Below are 2048 nucleotides of genomic sequence, written 5' to 3' on the forward strand. Positions count from 1 at the left end.
TATTTTTTTATCTTTTTCTTACCTTTCATTTTATTAATTATTTCGCTTATTCGAAAAAAGAAGGAACTTGGTAGTTCATATGAAATTTAAATTACTATTAATTTCTTTAATTTGTATTTTGCCTTTAACTAGTTGTTGGGATCAAAGATTACTTAAGGAGTCTAGACTAGTTTATAGTGCTGGATTTGATTTAGCAGAAGATAATAATATGCTAGTAACAGCAGTCATTAAAACAAATAGCCAAGGTGGAAGTGATCCTACACAAGTTAAAACAACAAATGTCATCATTACCACCACTGGTAAAACAACTAGTGATGCAAGAATAAAAATTACTCGAAAAGTAGCAGGTGATTATGCTACTAATAAAACAAGGGTTTTATTACTTGGAGATGAATTGTCTAAAAAAGATATTTACCCTATATTCGATGTTATCTATAGAGACCCAAGAAGTTCATTAGGGGCAAAAGTTATAATTACTAAGGGCCGAGCGGAAGAAATTTTAAAACTTAGCAAAGTAGAGGAAACGCTTATAAGTGAAGAAATTTTGGATTTAGTAACAAACGCAGAAAGCCATACGATGGTTCCGATTGAAAATGTTCAAACAATCTGTACTATAATGTTCGACCCAGGTGAAGATATTTTTTTGCCGCTAATTGAAAAAGATGATGATAAATTGATCGATATTTCTGGGGTAGCATTATTTAACGATCACAAATATACAGGGTATAATCTTTTAGGTGATGAACCTACTATGTTACTTTTATTTAAAAATCAAATGAAGAAATACGCAAGATTCAATATAGAAGTTAGCCGGAAAGAAAAAGATATTAGAGAACGATATATAACGATTCAAGTGAAAAAAAATAAGCCGAAAATGAAAATTAAAGTATCAAAAGGAAATAAAATAACCGTAAATTTAAATCTAAAACTGGACGTTGATACACTTGAGTACGCACATGATGAATTAGATTCCCAAAAAGAAATAGATAAGTTAAATAAAAAAATTTCAAAGCAATTAACAATAAAAGCTGAAAAAATCATTAAAACAGTTCAAGAATCAAACTGTGATGCTTTAGGAATTGGCAGACAGTTAATTTCATTTCATCCAGACGTGTGGAAAAAACTGGATTGGAACAAAGACTATGCTAAAATTACCATTAAACCAAAAGTTGAAGTGAAAATTGTCGGAACAGGTATCTTGAAATAATAAAAACCATCCATTGAGGATGGTTTTTTGATTAGTTAGATTACAAAGTAATAAACACAGAAGAAATGACAAAGTGTTCCTAGCATAATAAAAATATGGAAAATTTCATGGAATCCCCAATTTTTAAAAGATAAAAATTTAGGCTTAATTCCATAAATCACACCACCAACTGTGTAGAAAATTCCACCTAAGATTAGCGCAAACATTCCTTTCATACTAATCGCATCAGATAAAGGTGCCGAAGCAAGTATAATGACCCATCCTAAAGCGATATAAAGGGCTGTTGACAACCATCTTGGACAACTAAACCAAATCAACTTGAACAAAACACCACAAAATGCAATGAAAGATACAATCGAAAAGATGATCCATCCCAATGTACCTTTTAGACTAATAATACAAAAAGGAGTATATGTACCTGCAATTAAGACAAAGATCATTGAATGATCCATCCGTCTTAAGAAAGCGATTATTTTATCGCTAGCTTTTGCCATATGATAGGTCGTTGAAGCCAAATAGAGAAGAATCATACTTACACCGAATGCAATAACCGCAGATGTTTGTAACACACTTCCACCAGAAAAAGTTGACTTTAAAACCATCGCTAGTAACCCAAATAGTGATAATACAGCACCGACTAAATGTGTCATGGAATTAATAGGTTCACGCATAAAGTTCCCCATGTATATCTCCTCCAACTATGTTATATAGTTTTAATAACTACATATAAAGTTATCATCAACGACATTATATAGTCAAGTGTTTAAAGAACCATTTTTTTATGTTAAAATTAAACCGTAAATTTCATAGAAAGAGGACGTAAAATGAAAAAGATTAATGA

Annotated in this window: 2 protein-coding genes; one reads left to right on the top strand and one right to left on the bottom strand. The window is 31.0% G+C overall.

All coding sequences use genetic code 11. From position 1 onward, the window contains the following. The first annotated feature begins 79 nt into the window (after positions 1-79). A complete protein-coding gene (locus tag CN514_RS23975) occupies positions 80-1207 on the top strand; it encodes a Ger(x)C family spore germination protein (RefSeq protein WP_098234721.1) in 1128 nt (375 codons plus the stop codon). A 35-nt stretch (positions 1208-1242) separates the two neighbouring features. Here the strand turns inward: CN514_RS23975 and trhA are convergent, their stop codons facing one another. Beyond that, positions 1243-1890 carry a PAQR family membrane homeostasis protein TrhA gene (gene trhA, locus CN514_RS23980; RefSeq protein ID WP_098234722.1) on the bottom strand — a complete coding sequence of 216 codons (648 nt, stop codon included), beginning with the start codon at positions 1888-1890 and terminating at the stop codon, positions 1243-1245. Positions 1891-2048: the final 158 nt, after the last annotated feature.

Origin of the sequence: Bacillus sp. AFS001701, assembly GCF_002559405.1 — a bacterium.
Taxonomy (GTDB): Bacteria; Bacillota; Bacilli; order Bacillales; family Bacillaceae_G; genus Gottfriedia.

What these genes read in the sequence shown, in the direction of transcription:
- trhA (WP_098234722.1), bottom strand. Translation starts at nt 1,890, where the DNA reads ATGGGGAACTTTATGCGTGAACCTATTAATTCCATGACACATTTAGTC.
- CN514_RS23975 (WP_098234721.1), top strand. Translation starts at nt 80, where the DNA reads ATGAAATTTAAATTACTATTAATTTCTTTAATTTGTATTTTGCCTTTA.